The 25,480-nt window shown below is 68.3% G+C and carries 25 protein-coding genes and 1 pseudogene; 15 read left to right on the top strand and 11 right to left on the bottom strand.

Features of this window, described 5'->3' with window-relative positions:
• The first annotated feature begins 226 nt into the window (after positions 1-226).
• The 8 genes from AC07U4_RS22145 to fumC are packed head-to-tail and all read left to right on the top strand — an operon-like array spanning position 227 to position 9,294.
• Complete coding sequence (locus AC07U4_RS22145) at positions 227-601, top strand: AraC family ligand binding domain-containing protein (protein ID WP_495197120.1); 375 nt, start codon at positions 227-229, stop codon at positions 599-601.
• Complete coding sequence (gene mqo / locus AC07U4_RS22140; RefSeq protein ID WP_495197119.1) at positions 591-2,087, top strand: malate dehydrogenase (quinone); 1,497 nt, start codon at positions 591-593, stop codon at positions 2,085-2,087. Before AC07U4_RS22145 ends, mqo begins: the two co-directional genes overlap by 11 nt.
• Positions 2,088-2,103: 16 nt before the next feature.
• Positions 2,104-3,849, top strand: coding sequence for a ubiquinone-dependent pyruvate dehydrogenase (gene poxB / locus AC07U4_RS22135; RefSeq protein WP_495197118.1), 1,746 nt, complete (start codon positions 2,104-2,106; stop codon positions 3,847-3,849).
• 13 nt (positions 3,850-3,862) lie between these two features.
• On the top strand, positions 3,863-5,287 hold the full coding sequence (locus AC07U4_RS22130; RefSeq protein ID WP_495197117.1) for a cytochrome ubiquinol oxidase subunit I: 1,425 nt from the start codon (positions 3,863-3,865) through the stop codon (positions 5,285-5,287).
• Positions 5,284-6,270 (top strand): cytochrome d ubiquinol oxidase subunit II, encoded by a 987-nt coding sequence (gene cydB, locus AC07U4_RS22125; protein WP_495197116.1) that lies wholly within the window; start codon positions 5,284-5,286, stop codon positions 6,268-6,270. Before AC07U4_RS22130 ends, cydB begins: the two co-directional genes overlap by 4 nt.
• A gap of 13 nt (positions 6,271-6,283) precedes the next feature.
• A complete protein-coding gene (locus tag AC07U4_RS22120; protein ID WP_495197115.1) occupies positions 6,284-6,574 on the top strand; it encodes a tautomerase family protein in 291 nt (96 codons plus the stop codon).
• Positions 6,558-7,829, top strand: coding sequence for a threonine/serine exporter family protein (locus AC07U4_RS22115; protein WP_495197114.1), 1,272 nt, complete (start codon positions 6,558-6,560; stop codon positions 7,827-7,829). Before AC07U4_RS22120 ends, AC07U4_RS22115 begins: the two co-directional genes overlap by 17 nt.
• Before the next feature lie 10 nt (positions 7,830-7,839).
• Positions 7,840-9,294, top strand: coding sequence for a class II fumarate hydratase (gene fumC / locus AC07U4_RS22110; protein ID WP_495197113.1), 1,455 nt, complete (start codon positions 7,840-7,842; stop codon positions 9,292-9,294).
• Between the two features lie 55 nt (positions 9,295-9,349).
• Here the strand turns inward: fumC and AC07U4_RS22105 are convergent, their stop codons facing one another.
• The 7 genes from AC07U4_RS22105 to AC07U4_RS22075 form a co-directional block, all read right to left on the bottom strand.
• The gene (locus AC07U4_RS22105; protein ID WP_495197112.1) at positions 9,350-10,036 is read right to left on the bottom strand and encodes a glutathione S-transferase family protein; all 687 of its coding nucleotides are present in this window, start codon (positions 10,034-10,036) and stop codon (positions 9,350-9,352) included.
• Positions 10,037-10,049: 13 nt separating this feature from the next.
• Positions 10,050-10,958 (bottom strand): NAD(P)/FAD-dependent oxidoreductase, encoded by a 909-nt coding sequence (locus tag AC07U4_RS22100; protein WP_495197111.1) that lies wholly within the window; start codon positions 10,956-10,958, stop codon positions 10,050-10,052.
• Positions 10,948-11,421, bottom strand: a complete 474-nt coding sequence (locus tag AC07U4_RS22095; protein WP_495197110.1) for an Rrf2 family transcriptional regulator — start codon at positions 11,419-11,421, stop codon at positions 10,948-10,950. The genes AC07U4_RS22100 and AC07U4_RS22095 overlap by 11 nt, the downstream gene beginning before the upstream one ends.
• 40 nt (positions 11,422-11,461) lie before the next feature.
• Positions 11,462-12,997, bottom strand: coding sequence for a DHA2 family efflux MFS transporter permease subunit (locus AC07U4_RS22090; RefSeq protein ID WP_495197109.1), 1,536 nt, complete (start codon positions 12,995-12,997; stop codon positions 11,462-11,464).
• Positions 12,994-14,178: an HlyD family secretion protein gene (locus AC07U4_RS22085; RefSeq protein ID WP_495197108.1), complete on the bottom strand. Its 1,185-nt coding sequence runs from the start codon at positions 14,176-14,178 to the stop codon at positions 12,994-12,996. The genes AC07U4_RS22090 and AC07U4_RS22085 overlap by 4 nt, the downstream gene beginning before the upstream one ends.
• A complete protein-coding gene (locus AC07U4_RS22080; RefSeq protein ID WP_495197107.1) occupies positions 14,171-15,679 on the bottom strand; it encodes an efflux transporter outer membrane subunit in 1,509 nt (502 codons plus the stop codon). The genes AC07U4_RS22085 and AC07U4_RS22080 overlap by 8 nt, the downstream gene beginning before the upstream one ends.
• A gap of 220 nt (positions 15,680-15,899) precedes the next feature.
• On the bottom strand, positions 15,900-16,529 hold the full coding sequence (locus tag AC07U4_RS22075; RefSeq protein ID WP_495197106.1) for a TetR/AcrR family transcriptional regulator: 630 nt from the start codon (positions 16,527-16,529) through the stop codon (positions 15,900-15,902).
• Positions 16,530-16,645: 116 nt separating this feature from the next.
• On the opposite strand from AC07U4_RS22075, the gene AC07U4_RS22070 reads away from it, so the two are divergent.
• From AC07U4_RS22070 to AC07U4_RS22050, 5 genes are all read left to right on the top strand, one after another.
• Positions 16,646-17,395, top strand: a complete 750-nt coding sequence (locus AC07U4_RS22070) for an SDR family oxidoreductase (protein WP_495197159.1) — start codon at positions 16,646-16,648, stop codon at positions 17,393-17,395.
• A 45-nt stretch (positions 17,396-17,440) separates the two neighbouring features.
• A complete protein-coding gene (locus AC07U4_RS22065) occupies positions 17,441-18,331 on the top strand; it encodes an SDR family oxidoreductase (RefSeq protein ID WP_495197105.1) in 891 nt (296 codons plus the stop codon).
• 68 nt (positions 18,332-18,399) lie between these two features.
• On the top strand, positions 18,400-19,074 hold the full coding sequence (locus AC07U4_RS22060; protein WP_495197104.1) for an O-methyltransferase: 675 nt from the start codon (positions 18,400-18,402) through the stop codon (positions 19,072-19,074).
• 67 nt (positions 19,075-19,141) lie between these two features.
• On the top strand, positions 19,142-19,903 hold the full coding sequence (locus AC07U4_RS22055) for a siderophore-interacting protein (RefSeq protein WP_495197103.1): 762 nt from the start codon (positions 19,142-19,144) through the stop codon (positions 19,901-19,903).
• 26 nt (positions 19,904-19,929) lie between these two features.
• On the top strand, positions 19,930-20,391 hold the full coding sequence (locus tag AC07U4_RS22050; RefSeq protein WP_495197102.1) for a hypothetical protein: 462 nt from the start codon (positions 19,930-19,932) through the stop codon (positions 20,389-20,391).
• 28 nt (positions 20,392-20,419) lie between these two features.
• On the opposite strand, the gene acuI is transcribed toward AC07U4_RS22050, so the two are convergent.
• The 4 genes from acuI to AC07U4_RS22030 form a co-directional block, all read right to left on the bottom strand.
• On the bottom strand, positions 20,420-21,403 hold the full coding sequence (acuI, locus tag AC07U4_RS22045; RefSeq protein WP_495197101.1) for an acrylyl-CoA reductase (NADPH): 984 nt from the start codon (positions 21,401-21,403) through the stop codon (positions 20,420-20,422).
• 40 nt (positions 21,404-21,443) lie between these two features.
• Positions 21,444-21,728, bottom strand: a complete 285-nt coding sequence (locus AC07U4_RS22040; protein ID WP_495197100.1) for a TetR family transcriptional regulator C-terminal domain-containing protein — start codon at positions 21,726-21,728, stop codon at positions 21,444-21,446.
• Between the two features lie 17 nt (positions 21,729-21,745).
• Positions 21,746-21,979 carry a TetR/AcrR family transcriptional regulator gene (locus tag AC07U4_RS22035; RefSeq protein WP_495197099.1) on the bottom strand — a complete coding sequence of 78 codons (234 nt, stop codon included), beginning with the start codon at positions 21,977-21,979 and terminating at the stop codon, positions 21,746-21,748.
• Positions 21,980-22,073: 94 nt separating this feature from the next.
• Positions 22,074-22,625 carry an SDR family NAD(P)-dependent oxidoreductase gene (locus tag AC07U4_RS22030; RefSeq protein ID WP_495197098.1) on the bottom strand — a complete coding sequence of 184 codons (552 nt, stop codon included), beginning with the start codon at positions 22,623-22,625 and terminating at the stop codon, positions 22,074-22,076.
• Here AC07U4_RS22030 and AC07U4_RS22025 point away from each other — a divergent pair.
• Positions 22,620-23,260, top strand: a pseudogene (locus AC07U4_RS22025) (integrase core domain-containing protein); the annotation flags it as partial. The gene AC07U4_RS22030 and the pseudogene AC07U4_RS22025 sit on opposite strands and share 6 nt — an antisense overlap.
• 220 nt (positions 23,261-23,480) lie before the next feature.
• The gene (locus tag AC07U4_RS22020; protein ID WP_495197097.1) at positions 23,481-25,469 is read left to right on the top strand and encodes a prolyl oligopeptidase family serine peptidase; all 1,989 of its coding nucleotides are present in this window, start codon (positions 23,481-23,483) and stop codon (positions 25,467-25,469) included.
• The last annotated feature ends 11 nt before the right edge of the window (positions 25,470-25,480 follow it).

The following is a 25,480-nucleotide window of genomic DNA, read 5'->3' as shown; positions in this document are numbered from 1 at the left end:
CGTTCATGTCGTTCCCGCGCGGTGGGTTGCCGGCAATCGGCCCTGGCGCTGACGTCCCTGGCGAATGGCGGCGCCGCCGTAATCGTCGAGACAGGTGATCGTACCCTCGCCCGCGGGGAGCTAAACGTATGGTGCGCCCGGCGGCGGGCACGGGCCTTCTAGAAGAAAGAGCAATTTCGCGATGATACGCTGTATTAGGATCTGGACGGATGCGAACGGCGCATCCGTGTTCGAGGAAGGCGAGCTGGCCTTGCCGGGCGGACATGGCGGCGACCTGATCGGCGAAGCGGTGGCGGCATCCTCAATTTCGTTCCGCGAGACCCAGCCGAAGGATGCGTTGGCCTGGCATCCCGCACCGACCCACCAGCTGGTGCTCACGCTGGGCGGCACGCTCGAATTCGAGACCCGTGACGGCGCCACCTTCATCATCAGGACAGGCGACGTCCTGCTGGCAGAGGACACGAGCGGCTCGGGCCACCGTTGGCGCCTCATCGGCGAGGAGCCGTGGCGTCGTGCCTATGTGATCCTGCCGGAGGGGCTGGAAGCCGGCTTCACCCGCCAAGGCGGACATGACCGAGAAAGGACCAACCATGGTGAATAGCCCGATCCCCGCCTCCGTCGACATCGCGTTGATCGGCGCCGGCATCATGAGCGCGACGGCGGCGACCCTGCTGAAGGAACTGGACCCGTCGCTCTCCATCGCCGTCTTCGAGCGGCTGGACGACTGCGCCCAGGAAAGCTCGCACGGGTGGAACAACGCCGGCACCGGCCATGCCGCCAATTGCGAGATGAACTACACGACCGAACGGGATGACGGCTCGATCGACATCTCGAAGGCGCTCGAGGTGAACGTCGAGTTCGACCTGTCCCGGCAGCTATGGACGCATCTGGTGCGGACCGGGGCGATCCCCGATCCTGCTGCCTTCATCCGCTCCTGCCCGCACCTGAGCTTCGTGGTCGGCGACGCGGATCTCGTCTTCCTGCGCAAGCGCTACGCCGCCATGTCCGCGCACCATTGCTGGGAGGGGATGGAGCACACGGAAGACCCCGACGAGATCGGCGGCTGGGCCCCGATCGTGATCGATGGCCGGGTGGCCAGCGAGCCGCTCGCCGCGACGCGCATGATCACGGGCGCCGATGTCGACTATGGCACGCTGACGCACCTCCTGTTCCACCATCTGGCTGCGCAGGACGGCACGTCGATCCACTACAGCCATGAGGTGACCGGCCTCACCCGCGAGAACGGCGGCTGGCGCGTAGAGGCCACCGACCGGGCGGCGGGCGGGACCGTCGCGACGGTAGCGAAGTTCGTGTTCGTCGGCGCGGGCGGTGCGGCCCTGCCGCTGATCCAGAAGTCGGGCATCCCGGAGGCGCACGGCTATGGCGGTTTCCCGGTCAGCGGCATCTGGCTGCGCTGCGACAATCCGGAGATCGCCGCGCTCCACCATGTGAAGGTTTATGGCAAGGCCGCGCACGGTTCGCCGCCGATGTCGGTGCCCCACCTCGATATGCGCGTGGTCGATGGCCAGCATTCGATCCTGTTCGGGCCATATGCCGGGTTCAGCCCCAAGTTCCTGAAGGAAGGCTCCTATCTCGACCTGTTCAAGTCGGTCCGGGTCGGCAACCTGGGGCCGCTGCTCGACGTGGCGGTGCATGGCTTCAAGCTGGAGGAATATCTCGCCGACCAGGTGATCCAGACGCACCGCGGCAAGTTCGAGACGCTGCAGGCCTTCTACCCCCATGCCGATCCCAAGGATTGGCGGGAGGCGGTGGCCGGCATGCGGGTGCAGATCATCAAGCCGGACGGCCACGGTGGGGGCACGCTGCAGTTCGGCACCGAGCTGCTCGCCTCGGCCGACAAGTCGATCGTGGCGCTGCTCGGCGCGTCGCCGGGCGCATCGACCGCGGCGTTCATCGCGATCGAGCTGCTGCAGAAATGCTTCGCGGACAAGCTGACCGAGGATGCCTGGCTGCCGAAGCTGAAGGAGATCGTGCCGACCTACGGCATCGACCTCAAGACGGACGCCGACGCCTGCCGCCGTACCCGGGCGGACACCGCGCCCGTGCTCGGCCTGCAACTGATCTGAACGGGAGGACCGCATCATGACGCTCAAGGTAGCCGATCTCGTCACCGAAGTTCTGCACGCCGCGGGCGTGCGCCGGATCTATGGTGTGGTGGGGGACAGCCTCAACGGCATCACCGAGTCGCTCCGCCGCCGCGGCGACATCGAGTGGGTGCATGTCCGCCACGAGGAGGTCGGCGCCTTTGCCGCCGGCGCGGAAGCGCAACTGACCGGCGAGCTGGCCGTGTGCGCGGGATCGTGCGGGCCGGGCAACACCCACCTCATCAACGGCCTGTTCGACTGCCAGCGCACCCGGGTGCCGGTGCTGGCCATCGCCGCGCACATCCCGTCGTCCGAGATCGGCCGCAACTACTTTCAGGAGACCAGGCCCGACGAGCTGTTCCGCGCCTGCTCGGACTATTGCGCGCTGGTCAGCAATCCCGAACAGCTCCCCGGCATCCTCGAGACCGCGATCCGCTCGGCCATCGGCAACCGCTCGGTGTCGGTGGTCGTCATCCCCGGCGACATCGCGCTCGAGGATCATAAGGCCCCGATCTCCCCGCCGGGTGGCCTGCGGCTCGCGCGCCCGGTGGTGGTGCCCGACCGGCCGACGCTGGACGCGCTCGCCGCGCTGCTCAACAAGGGCCGCCGCGTCACCCTGTTCTGTGGGCGTGGCTGCCAAGGCGCGCACGCGCAGCTGATGCGGCTGGCCGAGACGCTCCAGGCGCCGATCGTCCATGCGCTCGGCGGCAAGGAACATGTCGAGTGGGACAACCCCTACGACGTAGGGTTGACCGGCCTGATCGGCTTCAAGTCCGGCTACCAGGCGATGATGGACTGCGACACCCTGCTCATGCTGGGCACGGACTTCCCCTACCGCCAGTTCATCCCCAAGGATGTGGCCATCGCGCAGGTCGACATCCGGCCCGAGAGCATCGGGCGGCGGACGCCCGTCGAGCTCGGCGTGGTGGGTGACGTCGGCGCGACGATCGACGCGGTGTTGCCGATGCTCAAGCCCAAGACGGACGCGGCGCACCTGGATGACGCCAAGGCGAGCTACGTCAAGGCGCGCCACGGGCTGGACGACCTGGCTGTCGCGCAGCCGGGCAAGCCGATCCATCCGCAATACCTGACCAAGGTCGTCTCCGACGTCGCGGCCGAGGACGCCCTGTTCACCTTCGACGTCGGCACCGTCACCGTGTGGGCGGCGCGCTACCTCAAGATGAACGGGCGGCGGCGGATGCTCGGCAGCCTAAACCACGGTTCGATGGCGAACGCGCTGCCACAGGCGATCGGGGCGCAGGCGTCGTACCCCGGCCGCCAGGTGATCTCGCTGTCGGGCGATGGCGGCTTCGCCATGCTGATGGGCGATTTCCTGACGCTGGCGCAGCAGAAGCTGCCGGTGAAGGTGGTGGTGTACAACAACGGCTCGCTGGGCTTCGTCGCATTGGAGATGAAGGGCGGTGGCTTTCTGGAGTTCGGCACCGATCTCGAGAATCCGGATTTTGCGGCGATGGCACACGCCTGCGGCATCCACGGCGTGCGGGTGGAGCGGCCGGAGGACGTCGAGGCGGCGGTGCGCGAGGTGCTTGCCCATCCCGGCCCCGCGCTGCTGGACGCCGTCACCAACCACCAGGAGCTCTCGATGCCGCCGGTGGTCACACCCGAGGAGGTCAAGGGCTTCGGCCTGTGGGGCGCCCGCGCCGTCCTCAACGGCCGGGGGGACGAGATCGTCGACCTGGTGAAGAGCGGGAACGTCCTCACCGGGCTGCTGGGGGCGCTCTGACGGGAGACGGCCGATGGACATGACGACGCTGCTGCTTTCGCGCATCCAATTCGCGAGCACGATCTCCTTCCACATCATCTTCCCCGCCTTCACCGTCGGGCTGGCGGCGTGGCTGTGCGTGCTGGAAGCGACCTCGATGGCGACGGGCAAGCCGGTCTACCGGCGGTTATTCGACTTCTGGCGGTCGATCTTCGGGGTCGCCTTCGCGATGGGCGTGGTGTCGGGCATCGTCATGGCCTTCCAATTCGGCACGAACTGGAGCGAGCTGTCCCGCCGCGCCGGCGCCATCCAGGGGCCGCTGCTGGGCTACGAGAGCTTCACCGCCTTCGCGCTCGAAGCGAGCTTCTTCGGCGTGCTGATGTTCGGGCGCGACCGCATCCCCCGGCCCTTCTACCTGTTCGCCTGCCTGATGGTGGCGCTGGGCACGACGCTCTCGTCCTTCTGGATCATGGTTAACAACAGCTGGATGCAGTGGCCGACCGGCTTCCGGATCGCCGCGGACGGCACCTTCGTGCCGGTGGACTGGCTGGCCATCATCTTCTCCCCCGTGGTGCTGGTGCGGATGCCGCACATGCTGCTGGCCGCCTACGTCACGTCGGCCTTCTGCATCGCGGCGACCGGCGCGTGGCACCTGCTGCGCGGCCAGTTCAAGGCGGAAGCGCGCACCATGATGCGCATGGGGCTGGGCCTGGCCGCGGTGCTGGTGCCTGTGCAGCTCTTCGTCGGCCACCTGGTCGGCGACTACACCCACGACAAGCAGCCGGCCAAGTTCGCCGCGATCGAGGCGCGCTGGCACGACGAGGCACCTGCATCCGAGGTGTTGATCGCCTGGCCGAACGAGAAGACCGAGCGCAACGACTATGCGATCTCGATTCCCTACCTAGGCAGCCTGATCGCCTCCATGAGCCTGTCCTCGAAGGAGATCGGGCTCAAGGACTTGCCGAAGGCGGACCGGCCGCCGGTCGCGATCCCGTTCTTTGCGTTCCGCGTGATGGTGGGCTGCGGCCTCCTCATGCTGGCGATCGCCTGGTTCGGCACGCTGCAGCTCCTGCGCAACCGCATCGAGACGGGACGCTGGTTCCTGTGGGCGACCTTCCTGTCCTTCCCGCTCGGCTTCGTCGCGACGCTGACCGGCTGGTTCACCGCCGAGGTCGGCCGCCAGCCCTGGACGGTCTACGGCCAGCTGCGCACGGTTGACGCCGCCACGCCCTTCCTCACCAGTCCGCAGGTCGCGACCACCCTCGCCATGTTCTTCGTCGTCTATGCCGCGATCTTCGCCTTCGGCACGGTCTACATCTACCGCCTGCTGAAGCGCGGCCCCGCGCCGACGCCGAACCCGGTGCCCGGCGGCACCAACCCGAAGCGGCCCTTGTCGCTGCCCGGCGACAGCCCCGGAGTCGGTGGTCAGGACATGCGCCGGTTTGAGGCGGCGGAATGATCGAGTTCTGGGTCGCGGTACTCGCCCTCACCATCTTCCTCTACGTGACCCTAGACGGGTTCGACCTCGGCATCGGGATGCTGCTGCCATTCGTCCGGAACGAGCGGGAACGGCGCGGCATGCTGGCCTCGATCGCGCCGGTGTGGGACGGCAACGAGACTTGGCTGGTGCTGAACGCGACCGTGCTGTTCGGCGTCTTCCCGCTGACCTACTCGGTGCTGCTCTCCACCTTCTACCTGCCGTTGATCTTCATGCTCGGCGCGCTGATCTTCCGCGGCGTGGCCTTCGAGTTCCGCGACAAGTCCGCGCGGACCCGGCCCTTGTGGGATGCGGGCTTCGTCCTTGGCTCCTACATCGCGAGCTTCCTCCAGGGCACGGCGGTCGGCGCGCTCGTCCACGGCTTGCCGATGACGGGCACGCGCTACACCGGTGGTCCGTTCGGCTGGTTCTCGCCCTTCGCGATGCTGTGCGGCGTCGGCCTGTGCATCGGCTATGCGCTGATGGGCGCGGGCTGGCTGGCGTGGCGTTCCGCACCGAGCATCCGGGACCGCGGCTTCGCGCTGATGCCCAAGCTGCTCGTCGCCTTGTTCCTGTTCCTGGCGGCGGTGTTCGTCCTGGCGCTCGCCGACGACCTGACCGTCATGACCCGTTGGCTGCAGCGGCCCGTGCTGTTCGCCTTCCCGATGGCCGGGGCCGTCGCCTGCGCCATCATGCTGCTCGCGATCCGGCGGCGCCGCGAACTCGTGCCGTTCCTGGCGGCGATCGCGATCTTCGCCGCGGCCTTCGGCACGCTCGCCGTGTCCTTCTACCCTTACATGGTCCCGTTCGCGATCACGACCGTCGACGCCGCGGCGCCGCGATCGAGCCTGGCCTTCATGTTCTGGGGGGCGGGCGTCTTCGTGCTGCCGCTGACGCTGGTCTACACCCTCGCCATCTATTTCATCTTTAAGGGCAAGGTCGGTCTCGATGAGCCCGGCTACTGACGGGCGAGGGCCGTTGTCCTTCCGCATTCGGCGCAGGACTGTCGATGAACGGCGTGCGGTGATCGGCGCGGTGGCCCACGGCACACTCGGCGTGGACCGCTTCGGGATCGTCGCGGAACATGCCGAAGGCAACCTCGCCTGCCCGCGCGCGCGCCTCGGCGCAGGGCGGACGGCCGGCTTCTTCGCCATCCGGTCCGCCATGGACGAAGGACGCGCGGGCGGGCGGGCGGTGGCTTGGCACCCGACGGCCAGGAAGGATCGATCGGTCGGCGGCGGGGTGGCGCACGATGCGCGGCCCGACTGAGCCGGGCGCACCCGCCGGACCGGCGCACCTCGCCGCCCGCGTCGGTCGCCTCCTGCTCGCGGCAGGCGCCGACACGGAGCATGTCGCGGCCCGCATCGACGAGGTCGCCCGGTTGCTGGGCGGGCGGGCGGATCGCCTGGTGGGCACGGAAGCCATCCTGGTCGGCGTCGACGGGGCGGACGGCACGGTGATCCGCATCGGCCATCCGGTCGCATCGCTCGGTGCGGACATGGGCCGCCTCGTCGCGATCGAGGAGTGCCTAGACCGCCTGCGGGCGGGCGACGGGGATGCGGCCGCGCTTGGGCGTAGTCTGGATGCGCTGGAGGCGCACCGGGCCGGCCTGCCGGGCCCGCTGGTCATGGTGGGCGTCGCCGTCACCGCGGCATCGCTCGCCCGCTTGTTCGGCGGCGGATGGCCGGTCGTCGCGGCGGCATTCGCCGCCGTGCTCGTCGGCACCGCGCTGCGGCTGGCGCTGGCGCAGCGCGGCGCCAATCCAATCGCGACCGCCTTCCTGGTCGCCTTGGTGAGCGGCTTCGTCGCGGAAGCGGCGGTGCGGCTGTCGCCCGGTGCGTCGCCCGTCATCTGCCTGACCGCGGCGGGCATGGTGCTCGTGCCGGGGGTGCCTCTGCTCAACGGCGTGCGCGACCTGGTGGCGGGGCATGGCGGCAACGCGGTCGCGCGCTTGGTGATCGGCGCCACCACCGTGTTAGTGATCGGCTTCGCGCTGCTGCTCGTCGTGGCGGGTGCGGGCGATACTTTTCCGATCGGCGTCCCGCCCGGCACGCTGCCGCTGGGGCAGGACCTGTTGTTCGCAGCTACGGCCGCCGCGGGCTATTCGACGCTCTTCAACCTGCCGCCCCGCGCCGTCCCAGCCTGCATTGCCTGCGGGGCGGCCAGCCACGGCCTGCGCACCTTACTTGAGAGCATCGGCGTCGGCGTGGCAGCCGGTTCGCTGGTCGGCGCGCTCGCGGCCGGGCTGGTCGCGCGGGCGGCGGCCGCCCGCTTCCGCGCGCCGCCCGTCGTGTTCGCCTTTCCCGGCATCGTGGCGATGGTGCCCGGATCCTATGGCTTCCGCGCCGCGATCGGCGGCTGGCAGGTGATGACGCTCGGCGCCGCCACCCCATTCCCGCTGATCGCCGAGACGCTTTCGCTCACGATCGTCACGATGGTGGTGACGGCCGCGATCGGCGTGGGCTTGGTGGTCGCGCTCTCTCTTCCGTTTCCCTCCCGCCCTGTCCACCCAATTCAAGATTAGGAGCGTTGTCATGGCCGACCAAGATCACCCGACCGTGAAGGACGTGCCCATCGGTCTAGACGCGACCGGCAAGCGCCGCGAGTTCGACAGCATGGGGGACGTCGAAGTGCCCGCCAATCGTTACTGGGGGGCGCAGACGCAACGCTCGCTGCAGCATTTCTCGATCGGCGACGATCACATGCCCAAGTCGGTCTACCATGCCTACGGCATCGTGAAGAAGGCGGCCGCGCTGGTCAACAAAGCCGCCGGACGGCTGCCGGACTGGAAGGCGCATGCGATCGTGCGCGCCGCCGACGAAGCGATCGCGGGCAAGCTCGACGAGCATTTCCCGCTCTACGTGTGGCAGACGGGGTCAGGCACCCAGTCGAACATGAACACCAACGAGGTGCTGTCCAACCGAGCAATCCAGCTCGTCGGCGGGGAACTGGGCTCGCAACAGCCGATCGGCCCCAATGACGACGTCAACATGGGCCAATCGTCCAACGACAGCTTTCCGACCGCGATGCACATCGCCGCGGTGACGCTGATCGATGACCGGCTCATTCCCGAGCTCACCAAGCTCGCGGACACGATCCAGGGCAAGGCCGATGGCTGGATGGACGTGGTCAAGGTCGGCCGCACCCACCTGGAGGACGCGACGCCCTTGTCGGTCGGCCAGGAATGGTCGGGCTGGGCGGAGCAGTTGAAGGCTTGCGTGGGCGAGATCGAGCGCTCGCGGGGCGGGCTCTACGAGCTGGCGTTGGGCGGCACGGCGGTAGGGACCGGGCTGAACGCGCCCGAGGGCTTCTCCCGAAACGTCGCCGCCAAGATCGCCGAGCTCACGGCCAAGCCGTTCGTGACCGCGCCCAACAAGTTCATGGCGCAGGGCTCGCTCGACGCGATGGTGCGCGCGTCCGCCGCCCTGCGGGGCGCCGCGGTGGCCTTGATGAAGATCGCCAACGACATGCGCTGGCTCGCGTCGGGGCCGCGCTGCGGGCTGGGCGAACTCAAGCTGCCGGCCAACGAGCCCGGTTCCTCCATCATGCCGGGCAAGGTCAACCCGACCCAGTGCGAGGCGATGGTGATGATCGCGATCCAGGTGATCGGCGACGACACCGCCACCGCCTTCGCCGGATCGCAGGGCAACTTCGAGCTCAACGCCATGCGCCCGATCATCATCAACAACTTCCTGCATTCCGCGACCATCCTGGCCGATGGCTGCGAGAAGTTCCGGACCTATTCGGTCGAGGGGACGGAAATCAACGAGAAGCGGATCGGCGAGCTGGTGAAGAACACACTGATGCTGGTCACTGCGCTCTCCCCGGTGATCGGCTACCAGAACGCCGCGCACATCGCCGAGCGGGCCGACGCCGACGGCTCCACGCTGCGCGAGGCGGCGCTGAAATCCGGCCACGTCACGGAGGAGCAGTACGACCGGATCATCGTCCCTAAGAACATGATCGGTCACGGCGTCGCGGGCGCTTGACCGGCGCCACGACAGGCTCACGATCGGTCTGCGGCCTGTTGAAAAGAGCCGATAATCACGCCCGTTCGCTCCCTAGCTGGATAGCTGGCAGGCCGTACGCCAACGCCAGCAGCGGTTCGGGATAGACTGGAGCCGCCATGCTCGCGCGGGCAGCGAACATGGCATACCATTCCTCGAGCGCGCCGCAGCCCTCCGGCAGCGGCACGCCGTAGAAGCGATCGGCGAACTGGATCGTCGCGCCTGCAACGCAGTCCGCGATCGTGACGCGCGCGCCGGCAAGGAAGGGACCCGGAGCTCCCGCCGCCAGCCGATCGAGCAGTCGCAGCCGGTCGGCATAGACGTCGGCCGCGACGGCGGCAGCCGCGCGGCTCTGGGTAACCCGCCCAGCGAATAGCGGGCTCGCATTGCGGCACCAGACGGCGAGGTGGGTCGCTGCCTCGTCTATGACAGCCACCAATTCGCGTGTCCTCGCGCGCGCGGCCGCGTCGGCCCCGATCATGTCCGGGTCGGGAAAGCGTTCCTCCAGATATTCAAGAATGGCGATGGAGGTGCGGATCAGCGTGCTGTCGCCGACATCCAGGATCGGCACCGTGCCGTGCGGGCTGAGCTGAAGAAGCTCGGGCGGGGGCCAAGCTGCAAGCGCGTCGAAGGAGACCCGCTCGATCCCGTCGATTCCCTTCTCGGCCAGGTAAACAGCGATGCGGCGCGGGTAGAGGCCCCAAGCCAGTTCATAAAGCTTCATCGCAATGCCTTGCTCATTCAGCCACGGGGGCGAACACCAGTGACTGGTGGAGCGAGATGCCGGCGGTGACGCCGTCCGCCGCGGCCCAGCTCGCATTGTGGGGCACGCGCGCAGCATCGCCGGCGGCGTAGATGCGGGGCACGGTGGTCAGCTTGGCGGCGTCGGTGCGGATCACGGGGCCGAACGGACCGTCGTCCAGCCCGCAGCCGAGCCGTTCGGCGATCGGGCTGTTGAGCCGGGTCGGCGGCGCCAGGAACAACGCGTCGACCGCGACCTCGCGACCATCCTCCAGCATCACCGACAATAGCGCGTGCCCTTCGCCCCGCAGCGCGCGGACAGGAGCACGCTCGATCGCGACCCCACGGCGCGTGAGGAGGGCCTGCGTCGTTTCATCGGGAAGGTCGCGACCGTCGAGGAAGAAGGTAGTCGGGCCCCAATCGGCGATCAACGCCGCTTGATGCGGTGACATCGGCAGCGTCGCCAGCACGCCCAGCGCGTGCCCACGAAGCTCGTAGCCGTGGCAATAGGGGCAATGCAGCACGCTCGCACCCCAGCGTTCCGCGAGACCAGGCAGGTCGGGCAGAAGATCGGTGATGCCGAACGCCAGCACCAGCCTCGCCGCTGCAACCGTCCCGCCACCGACAAGCGCCACCTCGAACCCGCCGGGCACCGCGCGGGCATCGACCGCCTCGCCCGCGATCCATTGCACGCCCGGATAGGCCGCGACTTGCGATCCCGCGTCCGCCAGCATCTTAGCCGGCGCAGCGCCGTCCTGGCCGAAGAAGCCGTGCGATGCGGCGGCGAAGCGGTTGCGGGGCTGGCCGGCGTCGATCACGCACACCGACCGGCGCGCCCGCGCGATCTGCATCGCGGCGGAAAGGCCGGCATAGCTGCCGCCGACGATTACCGCGTCATGCCGCATGGGCGGCCCCCACGTCGATCGAGTCGAACGACTTGCCGCCGGCCACCATGCGGGCGTGGAAGTCGGCGGACAGCTCCGCCAGTGTCACCCGTGCGAACCGGTCGAGCAGCACCGTCTCGGCATCGCGCAGCGCCTGCCCGAGCGTCGCGTTCACCGCCTCCTCGACCAGGCATCCGGGCATGTCGCTGCGGTGGCCGATCGCGAACAGCCCGGGGCTGCCCAGCGCGCGGTACACGTCGGCCAGCGTGATCGCGGCAAGATCGCGCTCGATCGTCCAGCCGCCGCCATGCCCCTTGCCCGAGCGCACCAGCCCCGCGTCGCGCAGGCCCGCCATGATGCGGCGGATGACGACTGCGTTGGTGCCCATCGCCCTGGCCATCGTCTCGGAAGTGAGCGGACGGCGCACCTCCGCCATATGGAGCATGACGTGCAGCACGCCGGACAATCTGCCATCCCGTTTCATGCAACTCCGTTTAGTGCATGACTAGTACGGGATCAACCCGTCAGGGGGCGGCAGGCACTGGCGGGCGGGCTTTGGGAGCGAGCCACACCACGGCGGCCGCGATCAGCAGGGCGATCGCCAGCAGCAGGTAGACGTGGTTGGTCGCCAGCATCACGCCCTCGGACTGCACGACCGCGTCGGCATGGTGGATCGCTTGGTCGGGGGTAAGTCCGGCGGCGATGCCGTCCCCGATCGCACGATCCTGCCGGAACCCGTCGAGGATCGCGACGCGGCCGCGCGCGGTGCCGTCCGCCCACAAGGTCGTCACGATCGAGGCGGCGAACGCCACCGCGGTGGTGCGCGAGAAGGCCATCATCCCCGCCCCCGCCGGCACCTGCGCGGGCGGCAGGCTGCCGAGGATCGTCGAGAAGATTGGGATGATGAAGAAGGCCAGCCCAAACCCGAACGCCAGGTGCGTCGCCATGATGTCGACGAACGGCACGTTCGAGGCGAACTGCCCGCGCCACACCATCGCGGCGGCCATCGCCAGCGCGCCGAACGAGATCAGCAGCCGCTTGTCAATTCGACCCATCAGCCGCTGGATCAGCGGCGACAGCCCGGTGATGACCGCGCCGGCGAAGCACACCGCGAGCGCCGCGCGGATCGGCGTGTACCCTAGCGACATCTGCATCCACAGCGGCGACAGCACCACCGAGGCGGAGAACGCCCCCTGCCCCAGGCACAGGGTGACGACCAGCATGGTGTAGCCGCGATGGCGGAACACGGTCAGGTCGACGATCGGCTGCCGCTCGGTCAGCTCCCAGATCAGGAACAGGACGAAGCCGAGCCCCGCCGCCAGCGCGCAGCCGACGATGAACGGCGAGCCGAACCAGTCCAGCTCCTGGCCGCGGTCGAGCAGGATCTGGAGCGCGCCGACCCACAGCACCAGCAGCCCCAGACCCACGCCGTCGATCGGCTGGCGAGCGACGGGCGCGTCGCGGCCGCGCAGCAGCCGCCAGCTGAGGAAGGCGCAAGCCAGCGCGAAGGGCACGTTGACGAAGAAGATCCACGGCCACGAGAATTGCTCGCAAAGCACGCCACCGAGCAGCGGCGCGGCGACGGGGCCGATCGAGGCGCCGAGCGTCCACACCGTGCCCGCGAACGCCGCTTTGTGCTTGGGGAAGATACCGAGCAGCAGCGTTTGGGAGAGCGGCACCATCGGGCCGCCCGCCACGCCTTGCAGCACGCGCAGGAACACCAGCATGTAGAAGGAACTCGCCAGCCCGCACAGCGCCGAGCAGATCCCGAACGCCGCCATCGCCACGCAGAACACCCGCACCTGGCCGAAGCTGCGCGCCAGCCAGCCGGTCAGGGGGACGGTGATCGCCTCGGCGATGCTGTAGGAGGTGATGACCCAGGTGCCCTGATTGGGTGCCACCGCCAAGCCGCCCGCGATGTTGGGGATCGACACGTTGGCGATGTTCATGTCGAGGATGGCCATCAGGTTGCCGAAGGCCAGCACGATCGCGCCGAGCCACAGGGCGGTGCCCGACAGCGGCGGCGGCCCGGCCAGTACGGCGTTGGCGGGCGCGCTCATCGTGCCGCCACCTGTTCGGGGGCGGCGTCGAGCGCGATGTCGACGCTCATCGACAGGCCAACCCGCAGCGGATGCCGGCGGACCTCGCCCGCGTCGAGCGCGATCCGTACCGGCACGCGCTGCACCACCTTGATCCAGTTGCCCGTCGCGTTCTGCGCCGGGATCGCCGCAAACGCCGCGCCGCTGCCGCCACCGATGCCGACGACGCGACCGTGATAGACGACGCCGTCGCCATATTGGTCGGCCGAGAGCATGACCGGCAGGCCAGGCCGTACCCGCTCCAGCTGCACCTCCTTGAAGTTCGCGTCGACATAGACCTGGGTGAGCGGCACGATCGTCATCAGCTCTGTGCCAATCGCGACCCGCTGCCCGACCTGGACCCGGCGGCGCGCGACCATGCCGTCGACCGAAGCCCGGATCACGGTGCGCTGAAGCGCCAGCCGGGCGGTACCGAGCGCGGCGGCAGCGGCGGCGACCTCGGGATTGTCGTCGAGGCGTGCCCCGCTGGTCAGCGTCAGTCCCTGCTCGTGGCGACCCCGCGCCGCATCGCGGTCGGCGCGCGCCTGCACCAGCGCCGCCTGCGCCGCAGCACGAGAGGCGACCGCGGCGTCATACGCCCCCTTCGCCGTCGTCAGCTCCTGTCCCGAGACGTCGCCGGCCGGGGCCAGGGCCCGTCGACGCTGAAGGTCGACGCCGGTCCGCGCGACCTCGCTGCCCGCCGCGGCGAGTTGAGCCTGCGCGCGCAACACCGCCGCGTCGCCGGCGGCGAGGCCGGCGCGCGTCGTGTCGTCGCTCGCCATGTAGCCGCGCACCCGGCGCACGGCGCGGTCGTAGTCGGCGCTCGCCTGCCCGACGGCGAGGCGTGCGTCGGCGGGATCGATCCGCACCAGCACGTCGCCGCGCCGCACCATCTGCGTGTCGTGGACCGCCACGTCGATCACGGCGCCCGCGACCAGCGGGGTGACGGAGGCAAGGTCGGCACCGACATAGGCGTCGTCGGTAGTGACGTGGTGGACGCCGACCAGCACATGCCACGCCAGCCAGACCACGGCGCCGACCGCGATCACGACGCCGAATACCCGTAGCAGCCGCGCCCGCGGCCAGCGCGGCGGCGGCGCCTCGGTCGCGGCGGGGGCATTGGGAGCGACGGCGGCTCCCGGGGCGGTAGTGGCATCAGCCATGGGTCGTTCCTTCGGAAGTGGGCGCCCCCGGCGCGGCGAAGCCGCCGCCGAGGACGCGGATAAGATCGATGTCGAGGGCGAGGCGCTGCGCGGACAGGTCGGCGACCTCGCGCCGGCGGGCGACGAGGCCGTTCTCGGCGGTCAGCACCTCGAGATGCGAGGCGAGGCCGCCGGCGTAGCGGCGACGCATCCCGGCATAGGCCGCGTCCGCCGACGCCGCCGCGCGCTGCGCCGCGTCGACCTGGACTGCGAGCGCACGCTGCGCGGCGAGGACGTCCGCCACGTCGCGCAACGCCGCCGCCAGCAGCGCGTCATAGTCGGCGACCGCCTCGTCATAGCCGGCGACCGCGCCGCCCAGTCGCGCGCGCAGCCGTCCGCCCTGGAAGATCGGCAGGCTGATCGCCGGGCCGGCAGAGCCGGCCAGCGCGTCGCGGGTGAACAGGTCGGCCAGGCCGAACGATTGCACCCCGGCGAGCGCGACGAGGTTGATGTTGGGATAAAAGTCGCGCCGGGCGACGGTCACCCGCTTGTCGGCCGCTTCCACGCGCATCCGTGCCGCAGCCAGGTCGGGCCGGCGTCCGACCAATGCTAGCGGCAGGTCGGCAGGCAGCGCGATCGCTTGTGGACCGTCGGCGACGGGTGCGGTGATCGCGAGGCCACGGTCGGGGCCGGCGCCGAGCAGCGCCGCGATTTGGTGACGGGTGACCGCGATCTGTCGGTCGATGGCGGCGATCTCCCCCTCGCTCACCGGCACGTAAGTCGCTTCCTGGTTCCGCTCTGGAGCGGTGGCGAGCCCCTGCGCCAGCCGGCGGGACAACAGCGCCAGCGTGTCGCGGCGTACGGTGAGCGCGTCCTCGGCGGTACGGCGGAGGTGGAACAGCCGGTTCAGCTCGGCATAGCTCGACGCCACCGCGGTCGACAGGAACAGGCGCGCCGCCGCTGCATCGAGCCGCGCGGCCTCCGCCTCCGACCGCGCGGCGGCGATCGCCGCCCGGTTCCGCCCGAAGAAGTCGAGCGTCCACGACAGGTCGAGCCCCAGCCGCCCCTGGCTGTGGATGCCGCGCGGTAGATAGGATTTGATGTCGTCGGGATAGCCCTGGTTGCGGGTGACGCGCACGCCTTGCGCTTCCGCCTCCGCGGACAGTTGCGGCCTGCTGTCCGCCGCCTGCTCGCGGGCTGCCGCGCTGGCGCCACGGGCACGGGCGTCGGCCTGCCGCAGCGTCGGGGCGCCGGCAAGCGCCTCGGCCTCCAGCGCGTTCAATTGGGGGTCACCGAACGCGCGCCACCACTCCGCCATCGGCCACGGCGCGGAGGGCGCAGCGAGACTTCGCTCGGTCGCCAGAGCATTCGCCGAGATGGGAACGCGACGCTCCCCCAGCTGCGGCGCGCAGCCGGCGAGCAGAGCGGCTGCCGTCGTGCAGGCAAGAAGCGCCCGGCCGGACGCTGAAGCCCGAACAGCCGGCAGATCCGATCTTTGGGTAAGCGAAGGAAGGAGGGCCATGTCGATCTTCTCGTGACGGGATGGCGGCCCCATCGCGGAGCCGACCGAACGCCATGAAAATACGACGGCTTCGTCGCGTTCGCTAATCGCATTCGCGACAGGTGGCTCGGCGGAGCGTTGCCACCCTGGATACTCTCGTCAAATCGCAGGCCAGCGGCCACGCGCCAGCTTGTACCGACGGCGACTATTCAGGTTATGGCGAGCGCGGCCGCATCGGCTTTCAGGCCGCCATCCGCTCCAGGTAGGCGCAGAACATGTCGGCCATCGCATCGGCGAAGGTCTCGATCTCGGTCACCGTGCGCGGTCGCTCGGAAAAGCTCTTGCCCACCTGGCTCATGGTCGATTGGATCAGGCCCGCCGCAAGGCTGCGCTCCGCCGGGGCAATGTCGGGAAGCACCTCCGCCATGAAGCCGTGCATCACCGCGTCCGCCGTCGCCCTGGCGGCAGCGGCTTCGGGCGCGTCGCGGTAGAGCGGCGCGGCGTCGTCCAGTGCCATCCGGACGTTCGCCTCATCATATTCCGAAAGGACGAACGCCTGGACGAGCTGTCGCAGGCGCTCGAACGGCGGACGCGTCCGATCCTCCAGGATCCGCTTCAGCAGCCCCGTCGTTTCCGCCCATTCGTCGCTTTGCAGGCGGAACAGGATCGACGCCTTGTTCGGGAAGTATTGGTAGATCGAGCCGACGCTGACGCCGGCGCGCTCGGCGACTCGCGCGGTGGTGAAGCGGGCGGCGCCTTCGCTCTGCAAAACCTGAACAGCGGCGTCCAGAACCGCCGCGACCAACCCGGTGGCGCGAGCCTGTTTGGGCTCCTTGCGCGTGGTGATCCTGGGGGTTGCCTTGCCGACCATCGAACGTCTCCGAAATGCGATTAGCGAACCTGACGGGTCAGTCGTATTTTAGATCCATCCAATCGGGCCGCAACCCTGCCGCCCGCACCCAGGACTTTCGGAGACGCATCGTGAAGATGACCGGCAACACCATCCTCGTCACCGGCGGGACCAGCGGCATCGGCCGCGGGCTGGCCGAGGCCTTTCATGTGCGCGGCAACACGGTGATCGTCACCGGCCGCCGGCAGGAACTGATCGACGAGGTCGTGGACCGAACGCCCGGCATTGTCGGGCTGCGGCTCGACCTCGACGATCCCGCCTCGCTCCCGACACTGAAAGAGGAAGTGCTGGCGCGCTTTCCAACGCTCGACACGGTGTTCGCCAACGCCGGCATCTCGGGCAAGGAAGACCTGACCGCCGACGATTGGGACGCGGCCTTCGCCGAACGGCTGGTCGAGACCAACATCAACGCCACCCTGCGTACCATCGCGACGTTCCTGCCGCACCTGCGCCGGCAGCAGGCGGCGACGCTGATGGTCACCGGCTCCAAGCTCGCCTTCCTGCCGTCCTCGGCCTTCCCGACCTACTGCGCGACCAAGGCGTTCCTGCATTCCTGGCTACAGTCGCTGCGCCACCAGATGCGCCATACCGGGCTGGAGGTGCTGGAGCTGCTACCGCCCTATGTCGCGACCAAGCTGACCGGTGCGGCGCAGCTGGACGATCCACGCGCCCTGCCGCTCGATGCCTTCGTGGACGAGGTGATGGCGCTGCTCGGGGCCGGAGACCACCCGCATGGCGAGGTGCTGGTCGAACGTGCCCGGAGCGACCGCTACGCGGAGCGCGAGAGCCGCTACGACGCGGCGTTCGCCCTCGTCAATCCCGCCTGACGGCTGCCCCCTATTTTAATTCCGGACCTATTTTAGGAGCATCCCATGCGTGTCTTCCTGACCGGTGCGACCGGCTTCATCGGCTCGCACATCATCCCCGAGCTGATCGGTGCGGGCCATCAGGTGCTCGGCCTGACCCGCTCCGACGCAGGGGCGGAGGCGCTGGCCGCGGCCGGCGCCGAGGCGCATCGCGGCGACATCGAAGATCTGGCGAGCCTGACGCGCGGCGCCGCCGCGTGCGACGGCGTGATCCATACCGCGTTCGATCACGACTTCGCGAACTTCGTCGCCAATTGCCAGAAGGACGCCCGCGCGATCGAGGCGCTCGGCGCCGGCCTCCAAGGCACGAGCAAGCCGTTCGTCATCACGTCTAGCACCGCCATGGGGTCGGCGGCGCCCGTCGCTTGGGCGTCGGAGGACGTGTTCAACCCCGAGAGCCCCAATCCCCGCGTCGCCTCCGAACTAGCCGGGCAAGCCCTGCTCGACCAGGGCGTCCACGTCGTGGTGATCCGCAACGCGCAGATCCACGACACGCGCAAGCAGGGCCTGGTCACCAGCGCGATCGAGCTTGCCCGCGCCAAGGGCGTTTCCGCCTATGTCGGCGAAGGCACCAATGCCTGGTCGGCGGCCCACATCGCCGACACCGCCCGCCTCTACCGGCTGGCATTGGAGCGGGGCGAGGCGGGGGCACGCTACCACGCCGTCGCTGAGAGCGCGATCGAGTTCCAGGCGATCGCGGAGACGATCGGCGACACCTTTGGCTTGGCCGTGACGTCGATCGGCGCCGAGGAGGCGGGCGCGCATTTCGGATGGCTGGCCGCCTTCGTGACGAAGGATATGTCGGCCGATAACGCGCTGACGCGGGAGCGCCTAAACTGGGATCCCGTGGGACCGACGCTCCTTGCCGATATTCACGACATGGCGGCCGAGGGCTGAGCCCTCGCGAACGCCGCACCGCCCCGCGCCACGCACGATCAGTTACCGCACCTTTGATGGAACCGACCATGAACACGCTGCTCAGCGCACCCGTCGCCCCGCTGCTCGACCGCCTCTTCGCAGAGGCGGAGGCGGCGTCGCCCTCGACCACGCCGTCGGTCGCCGATTATTGGAACGGCCTGACCGGCGACGACAAGGCGCGGCTGGTGCGCAGCCGAACCGAGTATCTCGACTTCTACGGGCGCATGAAGGACATTCCGCTGGCTGTCTCACGCAAGACGGGCACGCTGCTCTACATGCTCGCGCGCAACGCAGGCGCGCGTTCGATCGTCGAGTTCGGCACGTCCTTCGGGCTGTCGACGATCTTCTTCGCATCGGCGCTCCGCGACAATGGCGGCGGCCAGATCGTGACGAGCGAGTTCGAGCCGTCGAAGGTCACCCGTGCAAAGGCACATCTGGCCGAAGCCGGGCTCGCCGATCTTGTCGAGTTCCGCGAAGGCGACGCGTTGCAGACGCTCGCGACCGACCTGCCCGAGCGGGTCGACCTGCTGCTGCTCGACGGCGCCAAGGCGCTGTACCCGGACGTGCTGGATCTGGTGGAGAGCCGCCTGCGCCCGGGGGCGCTGGTGATCGCTGACAATGCCGATTTCTGCCCGCCCTATCTGGAGCGCGTGCGGTCGGGCGGCGGCTACCTGTCGGTGCCGTTCGGCGACGATGTCGAGGTGTCGATGCGCCTTGGCTGAACGCCTAGTGCGTTCGGGTCGGGCCAACGAGCCACTGCTCGGGGGCACCATCTAAAAGGAAAGCAGCATGGGCGTCCTGAAGCTGTTACGCACCCATATTGAAGGGCCCCCGGTCGAACGTGTCCGCCAGGAGCCGAAGGTCCGCTCGCTCACCGTAAGGCGAATCGAACGCGTCACCCCGAGAATGCTTCGGATCACCCTCGGCGGCGACGATCTCGCCGACTTCGGGAGCCGCGCCTTCGACGATCACGTCAAGCTCCTTGTACCGGGCGGCGAGCGCCGCGACTACACACCCCGGCGGTTCGACGGCGTCGCCCGGACGCTGACGCTGGACTTCGCGCTTCATGACGCCGGTCCAGCGACGGAGTGGGCACTGTCCGCCAGGCCCGGCGATGTCATCCAGGTCGCCGGACCGAAAGGTTCGTCGATCATCTCGCCCGACGTTCGGCGCTGGGTCCTGATCGGCGATGAGACGGCGCTTCCCGCGATCGGCCGACGCATCGAGGAGGCCGACGCGACCGCGCGCATCACCAGCATCGTCGCGGTGAGCGGCCCGTCGGAAGAGCAGACCTTCGCCTGCCTGGCCAAATTAGACGCCCGCTGGGTGCATCGGCCGCTCACGGCCGCCGGCGATCCGTCCGCCCTGATCGATGCGGTCCGCGCGATCGATCTGGCCCCGGAGAGCTTCGTCTGGATCGCGGCTGAGGCACGGGTCGCACGGGGGGTGCGCGACGTGGTGGTTGACGAACGTGGCCATTCGCGCGGCTGGACGAAAGCGGGCGGCTACTGGGTCATAGGCCGCGCCGACGCGCACGAGCGGATCGGCTGACGCGATGGAGCAGCGGAGCTGAGCATATGGGGAACGACACCGCCACGATTGTGTCCGCGGCGGCAACAGCGGTCTATGCCGCAGTGTCTGCGGTCAGCCTGTTTCTGCTTTCGCGTCAGATCGGCGACGCGCGACGGTTCGGCGCGGCCCCGGCGCTGCATGCCCTCCTCAAGGAGCTTGAGGAACACATGGCGACGCTGCGGCGTGCGCCCGCCGACGATAACGGCGCGGATCGAGAGGCCGTGGTGCGCTTCCTGGAGTTTTTCGAGCGCGTCGAGCATCTATGCAGAGCCAGAGTACTTCCCACCGACGTTCTCGCTAACGCCCTCGGACCCGTCCTTACCGCGTACCTCACCGACCCACGGTTCCGACATGTCATCGATGAGGATCCGCAGCAGCACGCGGAGGTACTATCCCTTGCTCATCGCCTGGCTCCGTTCTGGAAGAGCCCAGGCGGCCGGTCCTCCCTCGGTGCATCGTCACGCTGAGTTCAGATACCTCAAGCCCTAGTGGGACTCAGCGGTTGACGTCGACGACGACGCGCCCTCGCACTTGGCCCGCTATGAGGAGGCCGGCCGTGGCCACGGCCTCCGTCAGGCCGATTTCGGCGGTGATGGAATCAAGCTTGGCGGGGTCGAGGTCTCGGACCAGTCGGTTCCAGGCGTCGATCCGCTCAGGGCGGGGGCACATCACGCTGTCGATGCCGATCAAGCTGACGCCGCGCAGGATGAATGGGGCGACGCTCGCCGGCAGGTCCATGCCCTGGGCCAGCCCGCAGGCGGTGACGACGCCGCGGTATTGCGTGGCGGCGCAGACATTCGCAAGGGTGTGGCTGCCGGCCACATCGACGGCGCCGGCCCAGCGCTCCCGCGTTAGCGGCTTGCCCGGCTCCGAGAAGGCCGCCCGGTCCAGTACCTCGCTGGCGCCGAGGCCGCGCAGGTAGTCCGCCTCCTCGGGGCGTCCACTCACGGCCGCGACTGTGTAGCCGAGGCGCGACAGCAGGGCGACCGCCGTGCTGCCGACGCCACCCGCTGCGCCGGTGACGACCACCTCGCCCTTGTCGGGGCTCACACCGTGGCGCTCCAGCGCCATCACGCACAACATTGCGGTGTAGCCGGCCGTGCCGATCGCCATCGCTTGACGCGGGGTGAAACCCTCCGGCAGCGGTACGAGCCAGTCGCCCCGAAGCCGCGCCACCTGCGCCAGTCCGCCCCAATGGGTCTCGCCGACGCCCCAGCCATTAAGGACGACACGGTCCCCTGCCCGGTAATCGGGATGGCGGGAGTCGCGCACCGTGCCCGCGATGTCGATGCCCGGCACCATCGGGAACTTGCGCACTACCGGTCCCTTGTCGGTGATCGCCAGGCCGTCCTTGTAGTTCAGCGTCGAGTAGGCGACGTCCACGGTCACGTCGCCCTCGGGCAGTTGCGCTTCGTCGAGCTCGCGCAAGGTGGCGCGAGTCCCGGCCTCGTCCTTCTCGATCACGATAGCCTTGAACATGGGCGGCTCTCCGGGGTGGGCGCTCACCGCGCCAGCGAGGTCAGGAATAGAGTGGCGAAGAAGTCGAGAGGCTCCGGGCTGCGCTCGAGTTTGGCGCGCAGAGCGGCGCCCTGCCAGCCGATCCAGAAGAAGGCGGCGCGCGTCCTGCAATCAGCCCCGCCGCGATCTCGCCGGCCTCTTGCGCCTCGTGCAGGCAGCGTTCCGCCCGAGCCTGCCAATCGAGTAGGACGCCGCACAGGCGCTCGCTAAACGGTTCCGGCGGGACGCTCATCTCCTGGCCGAGATTGTCGACGACGCTGCCGCGGCGGAACGCATGACGCGTCATGCCGACCTTAGCATCGGCTACGAATGGTTCGAGGCGCTGGAGCGGGGTCTTGCTGAGATCAGGAGACAGCGATCGAGCTTGCGGGCGAAATCGTCCGCGTATGCGTCGATCAACGGGGCGCCGAAGGCATCCTTGCTCGGGAAGTAGTGGTAGAATAACCCCTTCCGCAGGCTGGCGCTGCGCAGCACCCCTTCCAGGCCCGTCACCGAGTAGCCTTCCTCCGACAATAAGGCGACGCCGACCCGGATCACGGCATCCCGCGACGTACCGTAGGCCGCCTCCGGTGGGGGTCGGGCGGCCTCTCTTGCGGCTGAGAACAAAAAAGGCCGATTCAACCGCCATGATTTAGAAATAGACCGGTTGGCTATTCATCGCAATGGAGATTGGAAATGACGATCTGACGGCGTCTCGCGCCGTTCCAGAGCTGGTCGCCCCTCCATGTGGTCGATTGAATTGCGCATTCCGAGCCGATGCGGAGCTTGAGCTATCATCGCTGCTTCGCATCACCGCCGCGTTGGTGTTGACGTTCGTGCCCGATCCCATCCGCGTCTTCGCAACCGGCGAGATCGTGTTCACGACGATCCCGTGCGGCTGTCCTTCGTGAGCCAGCACCTTGACGATCCCGAGCGCCGCCATCTTCGCCGCAGCGTAGGCAGCAAGGCCGGGCTGGGAGTACTCGGGATACAGCGCCCGGTCGGACGTGGTGAGCAAGATGCAGCCGTATTCCGCCGCCTTCATCGACCGCCAAGCTGCCTGTGCCAGCCAGAGCGGCGCCTTGGCGGCGACCGCCATTATGTCGTCTAACGTCTCGTCGAGGATGTCGGCGACGTCTTGGTAACCGACCCAACCCGCGTTGTGGATGATAATGTCCCCGGCAAGGGCGAGGAACGGCGCCACGACGGCCGTGTCGCCGTCGACCGGCGCAACACACGCTGGTGCTCCGACCCGCTGGAGATCGGCTCCGACAACGGCGAGAAGGTACGCGTCGCCTTCGCGCTCGACTGCTGCGACCGGGAAGCCATGGGGCACGTCGCCACAACCGGCGGCATCACTGCCGAGGACGTTCGCGACCGGATGGTCGCCACCGTCGAGCATCGCTTCGGACCCGTGAAGCGCCTGGCCGAGCCGATTGAGTGGCTCATCGACAACGGCAGTCCCTATGTCGCTGGCGACACCAGACGCTTCGCTCGCGACATCGGCCTCTTGCCCCGCACAACCCCGGTCAGCCGCCCGCTGTCAAACGGCATGGCGGAGGCCTTCGTCCGCACCCTCAAGCGCGACTATGTCCGCGTAAACCCGACGCCCGACGCACGCACCGTCATGGAGCAGCTGCCCGCCTGGCGGAGGCCTTCGTCCGCACCCTCAAGCGCGACTATGTCCGCGTAAACCCGACGCCCGACGCACGCACCGTCATGGAGCAGCTGCCCGCCTGGCTGACCCACTACAACCAGGTCTACCCGCACAAAGCGCTGGGCTACCGTTCGCCCCGCGAGTACATCATGCAAACCCGCGAGGCCTCGTCAGGCATTTAGGAGGCAACGACACTTGCCGCCGAACGGTTTAACCGAAATAAGTGGCCCGAGGTTGGCGCGAACGCTCGCAAACCGACCTCGCCTACCTAAAAAAGGTCGCCGCCATCGGATAGCCAGCTCGTTGGCGGCAGCAATGAGCGAGCCTGTGGGCCGATTCCGGTTACGCTTGGCTACTCTCGTCTACAGGGGCGTTGGAATGATGTTTTTAAGAGTAGGGGTTATGGTTCTGTCGGCCTTCGTTGCTTCCGGAGTGGTGACGGCAGCGCCACGGCCTTTCGTGCCGGCCGACTTGTTCCTGCTGCAGCATGCGGGCGACGTGCGCATCAGCCCTGAGGGAAACCATGTCGCCTACGTCAGAGCGAGCGCTGATATTGCGATCGACGGAAGTCGAACCGATGTTTGGATCATCGACGTTGCGAACGGTCATCAGCACCTGATGGCGCGATCTGCGGCAATGCCGCGTTGGTCACCCGACGGCCGCACGCTGGCGTATGTCGCTGGCGGTACGCACGTCGTCCTGCAACAGATCGCCGGCGGAATGCCTGTTCGCTTCGACGCCTCCGGCGGAGCCAACACCCTTCGATGGTCACCTGATGGAAGGAAGCTCGCCTATACCGCCTTTGTCGCCGAACCCGCCACGACATATACGGCGCCGGTGGAGAAGCCTGCTGCCGCGACCTGGGCGGCAGTGCCTCGGATCATCACCGGCGCACCCTATCAGCAGGACGGTCAGTCCGAGTTTGCTAGTGGACACGTCCAGCTATTCGTCATCGCAGCGGACGGATCGGGCCGCCGACAGCTTACCTCGGCTGCTACGGACGTCGACGGGGAGCCGACATGGACCCCCGATAGCCGTGCCCTCATCTATTCCGCCCAGCCTGTCGACTTCCGCCAGCATATCTATACCAGGGCCCGGCTTTTTCAGATCGCTGCGAGTGGCGGTGAGGCGCACGCGATTTCACCCCAGGACATCGGTGCGCGATCACCGACGATCTCGCCAGACGGACGGACCATCGCGTTCGTCGGCGCCCGGCGGACAGGCCGAGACTATGAGCCGAGCGCGATCTACCTGATGCAACCGGGCGGCCGAAATGTCCGTCCGCTTACCCGCCGCCTCGAAACTGAGATGAGTGCGCCGACCTTCTCCGCGGATGGGCGATCGTTGTTTGTGGTACATCCAGACCGGGGCACGACGGTGCTGACGCGCTTTGATCTGGACGGTACGCCGCATGTCGCCGTCCGCAGCGTTGGTGGTGATACAGGCTTCAGCGTCGCGGACGATGGTACTATCGCCTTTCCGAGCGGCACCTTCGAGCATCCCGCCGATGTTTCGACTACATCGCCCGGCGGTCGCGAGCGGCCTCTGACCTCACTCAACGACGCGCTGCTACGCGACCGCCGGCTGGCGACGATCAGGCCCCTCCCCTTCCGCTCCGCGCTCGATGGAGCCGAGATCGGAGCGTGGCTCGTCTGCCCGCCCGATCGGGCCTGTCGCAACCTACCGCTGATCCTCATGATTCACGGCGGTCCTTACGGTTACGATGATCCGTCTTGGAACAGCGAAGACCAGTTGCTTGCTGCCCATGGGTACGCGGTCCTGCACGTCAATTATCGAGGCTCGCTTGGCTATGGGTTCACATTCGCGGACCGGATCGCACGAGATTACCCAAATCCTTCCTATGTCGATCTTATGTCGGGCGTGGACGCGGCAGTCGCGGCCGGTATTGCGGATCGCACACGCCTATTCGTAGCCGGTGGTTCGGCCGGCGGAATGCTTGCTGCCTGGACCATCGGTCGCACGAACCGTTTCAAAGCCGCTGCGGTGGTCAAGCCAGTCATAAACGAAGTCAGCGACGCGCTCGTAACGGATCAGTTCGCGAACCTCGGCGACGCGGTCGGTGTTCTGCCGTGGAGCGATCCGATGGCCTATTGGCGTCGTTCACCGCTGTCTCTCGTCGGTAACGTCGCTACACCGACACTTGTGATGGTCGGCCAGGAAGACCATCGCACCCCGATCGGCGAAGCGCAGCAATTCTTCAACGCGCTGCAGCTGCGGGGGGTCGCCTCGCAGCTCGTCGTGTTTCCTGACGCTGGACACTCCTCAATTTATGGCACGCCCTCGCGGCTGATCGCGGGTGTTGCCCTGCAACTCGATTGGTTTGCGCGTCACGGCGGCCAACCGGCGGCATCGGCGGTGGCCACGCCGTGATCTCACCTCCT

The sequence above is a fragment of the Sphingomonas sp. GW821-FHT02B09 genome (assembly GCF_059421875.1).
Note: the sequence above shows the minus strand (reverse complement) of the source record. Positions and strands in the feature narration are given on the sequence as shown.

What these genes read in the sequence shown, in the direction of transcription:
- AC07U4_RS22115 (WP_495197114.1), top strand. Translation starts at nt 6,558, where the DNA reads ATGCGCGGCCCGACTGAGCCGGGCGCACCCGCCGGACCGGCGCACCTC.
- AC07U4_RS22055 (WP_495197103.1), top strand. Translation starts at nt 19,142, where the DNA reads ATGGGCGTCCTGAAGCTGTTACGCACCCATATTGAAGGGCCCCCGGTC.
- AC07U4_RS22105 (WP_495197112.1), bottom strand. Translation starts at nt 10,036, where the DNA reads ATGAAGCTTTATGAACTGGCTTGGGGCCTCTACCCGCGCCGCATCGCT.
- AC07U4_RS22130 (WP_495197117.1), top strand. Translation starts at nt 3,863, where the DNA reads ATGGACATGACGACGCTGCTGCTTTCGCGCATCCAATTCGCGAGCACG.
- AC07U4_RS22080 (WP_495197107.1), bottom strand. Translation starts at nt 15,679, where the DNA reads ATGGCCCTCCTTCCTTCGCTTACCCAAAGATCGGATCTGCCGGCTGTT.
- AC07U4_RS22085 (WP_495197108.1), bottom strand. Translation starts at nt 14,178, where the DNA reads ATGGCTGATGCCACTACCGCCCCGGGAGCCGCCGTCGCTCCCAATGCC.
- mqo (WP_495197119.1), top strand. Translation starts at nt 591, where the DNA reads ATGGTGAATAGCCCGATCCCCGCCTCCGTCGACATCGCGTTGATCGGC.
- AC07U4_RS22095 (WP_495197110.1), bottom strand. Translation starts at nt 11,421, where the DNA reads ATGAAACGGGATGGCAGATTGTCCGGCGTGCTGCACGTCATGCTCCAT.
- AC07U4_RS22100 (WP_495197111.1), bottom strand. Translation starts at nt 10,958, where the DNA reads ATGCGGCATGACGCGGTAATCGTCGGCGGCAGCTATGCCGGCCTTTCC.
- acuI (WP_495197101.1), bottom strand. Translation starts at nt 21,403, where the DNA reads ATGTTCAAGGCTATCGTGATCGAGAAGGACGAGGCCGGGACTCGCGCC.
- AC07U4_RS22065 (WP_495197105.1), top strand. Translation starts at nt 17,441, where the DNA reads ATGCGTGTCTTCCTGACCGGTGCGACCGGCTTCATCGGCTCGCACATC.
- cydB (WP_495197116.1), top strand. Translation starts at nt 5,284, where the DNA reads ATGATCGAGTTCTGGGTCGCGGTACTCGCCCTCACCATCTTCCTCTAC.
- poxB (WP_495197118.1), top strand. Translation starts at nt 2,104, where the DNA reads ATGACGCTCAAGGTAGCCGATCTCGTCACCGAAGTTCTGCACGCCGCG.
- AC07U4_RS22040 (WP_495197100.1), bottom strand. Translation starts at nt 21,728, where the DNA reads ATGACGCGTCATGCGTTCCGCCGCGGCAGCGTCGTCGACAATCTCGGC.
- AC07U4_RS22070 (WP_495197159.1), top strand. Translation starts at nt 16,646, where the DNA reads ATGACCGGCAACACCATCCTCGTCACCGGCGGGACCAGCGGCATCGGC.
- AC07U4_RS22060 (WP_495197104.1), top strand. Translation starts at nt 18,400, where the DNA reads ATGAACACGCTGCTCAGCGCACCCGTCGCCCCGCTGCTCGACCGCCTC.
- AC07U4_RS22020 (WP_495197097.1), top strand. Translation starts at nt 23,481, where the DNA reads ATGGTTCTGTCGGCCTTCGTTGCTTCCGGAGTGGTGACGGCAGCGCCA.
- AC07U4_RS22075 (WP_495197106.1), bottom strand. Translation starts at nt 16,529, where the DNA reads ATGGTCGGCAAGGCAACCCCCAGGATCACCACGCGCAAGGAGCCCAAA.
- AC07U4_RS22090 (WP_495197109.1), bottom strand. Translation starts at nt 12,997, where the DNA reads ATGAGCGCGCCCGCCAACGCCGTACTGGCCGGGCCGCCGCCGCTGTCG.
- fumC (WP_495197113.1), top strand. Translation starts at nt 7,840, where the DNA reads ATGGCCGACCAAGATCACCCGACCGTGAAGGACGTGCCCATCGGTCTA.
- AC07U4_RS22050 (WP_495197102.1), top strand. Translation starts at nt 19,930, where the DNA reads ATGGGGAACGACACCGCCACGATTGTGTCCGCGGCGGCAACAGCGGTC.